The sequence below is a fragment of the Arthrobacter antibioticus genome, assembly GCF_030063205.1.
GTDB lineage: Bacteria > Actinomycetota > Actinomycetes > Actinomycetales > Micrococcaceae > Specibacter.
On sequence record NZ_JASISQ010000008.1, the window covers coordinates 131,677 to 138,298 of the forward strand.

The window sequence follows — 6,622 nt, forward strand, 5'->3', positions numbered from 1 at the left end:
GGTGCGGAAGGACACTGAGCCTGTGGCTTCGCGGGATCAAGGTGGCCGGCCGTCGGCGGAACCCTCATCCAGTCTTTAGGTTTGGTGAACTTTTAGCAGGCCCCGAGGTCTTTCCAGACACCCCACGGGTCACCTCTGCCGGGCTCATCGCCCTGCGTCCACCATTGGGCAGACCAGTTGTGCTCGTTGCGGGAAACAGTGTCTCCTCCGGCGTAAATATTTCCGGGTACCCATGGGATGGACCTGCAGCCTGGCACATTGGCGGTAGCAGTGGCGGTGGGCGTCGGCGTGGGTGTCGCGGTCGCCGTCGCGGTGGGCGTCGCGGTCGCAGTGGCGGTAGGCGTCGCGGTAGGCGTCGCGGTAGCAGTGGCGGTGGCAGTGGCACTGGGCGTCGTTGCGCCACAGACTCGCTCATAGGCCCAAGCCCCGTTGCTGGTGATGACGCTGGGAGCTTCTCCAAGAGTCCACCATTTGGCGCGCCAGATGCTGCCGCGGTAGCTCACTTGACTACTGGAACTATATGACGAGCCAGCCTTCCATTCGGCTGCCTCGCATACCCCTGCCGGGGGATGGGTGGGCGTTTCGGTGGGTGTGGGAGTCACCGCAGGTTCGGTTGGTGCCGTGCTCGGATCCAGCGACCCATCAGTTTTTACGTTGACATCCAGGCAGCTGTAGAAAGCCATGGGCGTGTCGGCCACATTCCAGCGCGCCAAGATGGTGTGTTGGCCACGGGGTAAATTTGTGAGCCTGTGAGAGAGGACGGCGGTTGGTTTGGCACCGTGAGCATCCACTGTCTTAACCAGCGTGCCATCCAGGAAGTATTCCCAACTTTGTGTTGCGTGCAAAGCGGTTAGGTTCCACTTGATGTCGATGGTGCTAGCAATGTTCTTCCGTGGCCACGGCTTAGTTTCATCATCAAGAACGGTGTATTCCGGCGCTCCGCCACTGCATTTCAGGGAGCCCTTAGGAGCTTCAACGCTTTGGGGCTCATACTTGATTTTGCCGCAATCAAAGCTTGTCGTTCCGGCTGCGCAATTTTCTGCCCGGCTAGGTGGATCGGTCACCCAACCATGTGCAGAGGATCCGGTAGCAGTTGCAAGCGGAACCACCACTGCGGCAGCAACAACGAGCGTGAGCATGCCCCCTCGGAGTTGCATCATCAAAAATTCTCGCTTCATCTGGTGATTAATTACCCGCCCGAAGTGGCGAATACTGCCTGTGCTTCCTTGGCGGCTACGACCACGCTAGCCAGCCTTGTCTTCCAGCAACATTGGGGGAACCCCCTAGCGGGACTACGTAGAAGCACCTGAATCCCTGCCATAATCATCGAATAACCGCGGAATTTGCCAGAATCGAATCCGCAAAAAATTGTGCGGATTCCCTTGAAAGTCCCCTCCACTAGGCAGCTTCGCCCAACGTAAGGCCGCGCTTAACCCACAGAACGACGCCGGGACTCTAGGTCCCGGCGTCGTTCTGTAATGCCGTTTTCAGTAGGATAATCCAGCCGAAGCTCGGCTCCAAAAGAAGTTACTCTGCGGCGGCTAGCTGGCCACAGGCACCGTCAATTTCCTTGCCACGGGTGTCGCGCAGGGTGGTAGGCACGCCGTTTGCAATCAGCGTGTCAATGAATTCGGCCATGACTTCCGGCTCCGAGGACGTCCAGATGGAGCCGGGAGTGGGGTTCAGCGGAATCGGGTTCACATGGACCCAGCCGCGGCCGCGGGCATTGAGCTTTTTCGCCAAGAGTTCGGCCCGCCACGGGTGATCGTTCATGTCCTTGATCAGCGCGTACTCAATGGAGACGCGCCGACCAGTGACCTTGTAGTAGTTGTAAGCAGCATCCAGCGCCGCATCTACTTTCCACTTGTCATTGACAGGAATCAGCTCATCACGCAGCTCATCATCCGGAGCGTGCAGGGACAAAGCAAAGGTGATCGCCACACCCTCTTCTGCCAGCTTGTTGATGGCCGGAACCAAGCCAACAGTGGAAACGGTGATACCGCGGGCGCTCATGCCCAACCCTTCGGGCGCCTCCGCAATCATCCTGTGGACGGCGTTCATGACCCGTTTATAGTTGGCCAGCGGCTCACCCATACCCATGAAAACAATGTTGGTGACGCGCTCGGCGTCGTGCCCGCCGTCGCGGCGAAGATTACCCAACCCACCTTCAGCAATGACCCTGTTGGCCTGGACAATTTGGTCCAGGATCTCCGCCGTAGACATGTTGCGGGTCAACCCCGCCTGTCCGGTAGCGCAGAACGGGCAGTTCATCCCGCAACCGCACTGGCTGGACACGCACAAAGTAACCCGGCCGGGGTAACGCATGAGCACCGATTCCACGAGCGAACCGTCAAAGAGACGCCACAGGAACTTCACCGTGTCACCATTATCGGTGGAAAGACGCTTGATCTCAGTGAGCAACTTCGGGAACATTGTCTCGGTGATTTCGGCGCGGCGGTCCTTGGGAAGGTCGCTCATCAATTCAGGATCGGTGGTGTAGTGCTGGAAGTAGTGCACTGAGAGCTGCTTGGCACGGAAAGCCGGCAAACCCATCTCCTTGAATTTCGCTTCACGCTCAGCCAAGGTCAGGTCCGCCAAATGCACCGGAGGTTGGGAAACTCGCGGGGATTTGAATTGCAGCAGCGGGCGTCCACCCGGATCCTTCGCCTGCTTCCAGCCCTCCGTGGCAGGCATAACCTGAGCCGGACGGCGAGGAGCTCGCGCCGTCGAAGTGGTGGCGGTCGAGTCCTTGGAGACTGCGATCGCAGGGCCGGGGTTGCTTTTGTTCGAGGTCATCCTTTCCATTGTCTCCCACTTACCCCAAACTGTCCTGTCTTGGCCGCCAAGATCACATTTTTGCTCGTGTCTGCTGTATTAAGTCTCGGCATTGTGCCCCGCGCACGACGGCGGGTTCCATACTCCCCGGGCGCAGTTCCGCGCCGCGGAAACGACGGCGCAGCCACGGCGATTTTCCTTGGACCGGCACTTAGCCGCGCGGGATATTGCGCAGGTTGGACCGGGCCATGCTGACAGCCTCACCAGCACCTTTATTTAGCACGATTTTCGACATTGCCGTGGCGAAACCCAACACCTGGCCGCCCTTGATTTTTGGCGGTATGGACAGCGCATTGGGATCGGTGATCAGTTCCACCAGAGAGGGCCCGTTGTGGGCGAAGGCGGCCTTGTACGCGTCGGCTATCTTGGCCGGGTCGGTGACGCGGATCGCATGGAAGCCAAGGGCCGCAGCAACCCCGGCGTAGTTGGCGTCAGGAACGTCCACACCAAAGTCCTGTAGGCCGTCAACCAGCATTTCCAGTTTCACCATGCCCAAAGTGGAGTTGTTGAACACCACAACATTGACGGGCAATTTATGGGCAGCAACAGTGAGCAATTCACCCAGCAGCATGGACAGCCCTCCGTCACCGGAAACGGAGATGACCTGCCGCTGTGGGTATGCGCTCTGGGCACCGATGGCTTGGGGCAAGGCATTGGCCATGGAGCCGTGCAGATACGAGCCAATCAGTCTGCGCGTGCCCAACGGGTTGATGTAACGAGCTGTCCACACATTGCACATGCCGGTGTCGGCAGTAAAGATGGCGTCGTCGTCGGCGATTTCATCCAGTAGCGAGGCCGCGTATTCCGGGTGGATTGGCACAAGTTTCTCTGCCTTGCGGGTGTATGCACCAACCGCCTTGTTCATCAGCTTGTCGTGCTTTTTCAACATTTGATCCAAGAACTTGGAATTCTTCTTTTTAGTCAAGAGCGGCATCAAGGCTTGGAGCGTGGGCAGCACGTCCCCGTGGACGGCGATGTCAACGTCTGTGCGCCTGCCCAAATGCTCAGGGGCACGGTCAACTTGTGCTGTGCGCGAATCGGGCAGGAACTGATCGTAGGGGAAGTCGGTGCCCAGCAAGATCAGCAGATCAGCACCCTCAATACCCTCAGCTGCTGCGCCGTAACCCAGCAGGCCTGTCATGCCAATGTCGAAGGGGTTCTGGTACTGAATGAAGTCCTTCCCCCGCAGGCTGTGGGCAACTGGGGCATTGATCAGTTCAGCGAGTGCCATAACCTCCGCGTGCGCACCTTGCACGCCGGCGCCAGCAAAGATGGCCACCTTTTCTGCTTGGTTGATAGCGTCCGCAAGCTCCGTGACGCTTTCGGGGGCCGGGACCATGCTTGCCGCTTTGAGCGGACGCCACTGTGGGGTTGGTGCAGTGGCAGGGAGGCTGGCAATGTCACCCGGCAAAGTCACAACGGCCACGCCTCGAAGCCCCACGGCATGTGAGATGGCGTTACGCATAACCCGTGGCGCCTGCTCTGCGGTGCTGATGAGCTCCGAATATACGGAGCATTCCCCGAAGAGTCTGTCCGGATGAGTTTCCTGGAAGAACCCGCTGCCAATTTGCACACTGGGCAGGTGTGAGGCAATGGCCAGGACGGGAGCACCCGTCCGGTTGGCGTCGTACAACCCATTCATGAGGTGCAGGTTACCTGGACCGCACGATCCGGCACACACGGCCAGCTCCCCTGTCAGCTGCGCCTCCGCACCAGCTGCAAATGCGGCTGCTTCCTCGTGCCGGACGTGGATCCAGTCAATACCTCCGTTGGCGGAGCCACCTGTCTTGCGCACGGCATCCACCAGTGGGTTCAAGCTGTCGCCCACAATCCCGTAAATGCGCCGCACTCCGGCAAGCTGCAGTTGTTCAATAAGTTGACTGGCAAGTTCCTTGGCCACGTTGTCCTCCTGCTGAAAATAGTCCTGCGTTAGATACTGGCCAATATAGTCCCCAGAAATGGCCTATGCAGCCCAACCAGTCCAACCTCACATTCCGGCGCAACAACGCACCATGCTCATTTGAGCAAATCAAAGCGCTCATTTGATACAATGGGGTGAACCTCACTTCGCCAAAGGAGCGCCACCATGGTCCAACTCAATGCGCAGAGCCTCGCCGGACTACCGGAATCTGTTGCTGTGCCCACATATGACCGCAGTGCAGTCAGCACCGGGATTGTTCACTTTGGCGTTGGTGGTTTTCATCGGGCCCACCAAGCCATGTATATCGACAGGTTGCTGAACTCCGGGAAAGCCCTTGATTGGGGTATTTGCGGAGTGGGAGTGCTCCCGCATGATGAGAAAATGGCACAGGTCATGGCGGCACAGGACTGCCTGTACACGCTGCTGTTGAAGCACCCAGACGGCCGGCGCGAGGCCCGAGTGATCGGATCAATCACCGAATATCTCTTCGCTCCGGCCAACCCCGAGGCTGTTATTGAGAAAATGGCCTCCCCTGACACTCGAATCGTTTCATTGACAGTGACCGAGGGCGGCTACAACTTCCATCACGTCACCGGCGAGTTTGACGCCGAAAATCCTGACATTGTTCATGACCTTGCCCCTAACGCTGCCCCGCGCACCACCTTCGCCCTCGTCACGGAAGCCCTCTCCCGCCGTCGTGCTCGGGGCCTGGCGCCGTTCACCGTCATGTCTTGCGACAACATTGCTGGCAACGGCGACGTGGCAAAGAAGATGTTTACGGCGTTTGCCGAATTGCGGGACCCAGCTTTGGCGAACTGGATGCGTCAAAATGTGCTGTTCCCCAACTCCATGGTGGATCGAATCACCCCTGTCACCACGGATGAGGATCGAAGCGCCATAGCCGAGGAATTCGGCATTGCGGACCAGTGGCCAGTAGTGTGCGAGTCCTTTGAGCAGTGGGTTCTGGAGGATGATTTCACGCTCGGCCGCCCCCCATATGAGGACGCTGGCGTACAGCTAGTTGATGACGTTGAACCCTATGAGCTCATGAAGCTGCGCCTACTCAACGCAAGCCATCAGGCCCTGTGCTATTTCGGCACATTGGCGGGTTACACCTACGCGCACGAGGTCTGCCAGGATCCGCTATTTGTGCAGTTCCTTCTCGATTACATGGACCTTGAGGGCACACCGGCGCTCTCCCCCCTGCCCGGGGTTGACCTGCCGTTGTACAAGCACACACTCATTGAGCGTTTTGCCAACGAACACGTCCGGGACACCTTGACTCGCCTCTGCGCGGAGAGTTCGGACAGGATTCCCAAATGGCTCGTCCCTGTCATCAACCTCAATCTAGAGAACGACGGCGTGATTGCCCGTTCCGCCGGCATCGTTGCCTCCTGGGCTCGGTATGCCGAAGGGACGGACGAATCCGGGGCTCCCATCACAGTGGTTGACCGCCTGAAGGTGCCCTTGATGGCGGCCGCGGCGCAACAACATGAGGACAAGCTGGCGTTTCTGCGCAACCGCGACGTTTTTGGCGACCTTGTGGACAACACCCGCTTCACCGACGCCTACCTGCGCACCCTTAATACGCTGCACACCCGTGGTGCCCGGGCCGCTGTTGAAGAGCTCGTGGCGCTGGATAGGTAGCCGGCAACTTCCACCCCCTTCGCCCGCCTCCTTCGCCGAGGGCGTGCCAAAACCGTGAGGGCGTATTTAAATTGATAACCCCGCACCCGGTTTGGCCCCCCCCGGCTGTAAACCTGCGCGCAATTTGGGGCCGTTCGGCGCCCCGCAAAAAACCCGGGGGCCCCAAATAGGCGCACCCACCCATACCCTTCCGGTAAAATTTTTAAAACCACCCCCCAA

Annotated in this window: 4 protein-coding genes; 1 reads left to right on the forward strand and 3 read right to left on the reverse strand. The window is 59.0% G+C overall.

All coding sequences use genetic code 11. The annotated features are described in order from the left end of the window. Positions 1–92 precede the first annotated feature (92 nt). The 3 genes from QMG40_RS15260 to QMG40_RS15270 form a co-directional block, all read right to left on the reverse strand. Complete coding sequence (locus tag QMG40_RS15260; RefSeq protein WP_283531958.1) at positions 93–1,178, reverse strand: lytic polysaccharide monooxygenase; 1,086 nt, start codon at positions 1,176–1,178, stop codon at positions 93–95. 349 nt (positions 1,179–1,527) lie between these two features. Next, positions 1,528–2,694, reverse strand: a complete 1,167-nt coding sequence (gene rlmN, locus QMG40_RS15265) for a dual-specificity RNA methyltransferase RlmN (RefSeq protein ID WP_283532003.1) — start codon at positions 2,692–2,694, stop codon at positions 1,528–1,530. 292 nt (positions 2,695–2,986) lie between these two features. Beyond that, a complete protein-coding gene (locus QMG40_RS15270) occupies positions 2,987–4,735 on the reverse strand; it encodes a pyruvate dehydrogenase (protein ID WP_283531959.1) in 1,749 nt (582 codons plus the stop codon). A 186-nt stretch (positions 4,736–4,921) separates the two neighbouring features. Here QMG40_RS15270 and QMG40_RS15275 point away from each other — a divergent pair, with 186 nt between their 5' ends. Beyond that, entirely contained in the window at positions 4,922–6,403 is a 1,482-nt protein-coding gene (locus QMG40_RS15275) for a mannitol dehydrogenase family protein (protein ID WP_283531960.1), read from the forward strand. Positions 6,404–6,622: the final 219 nt, after the last annotated feature.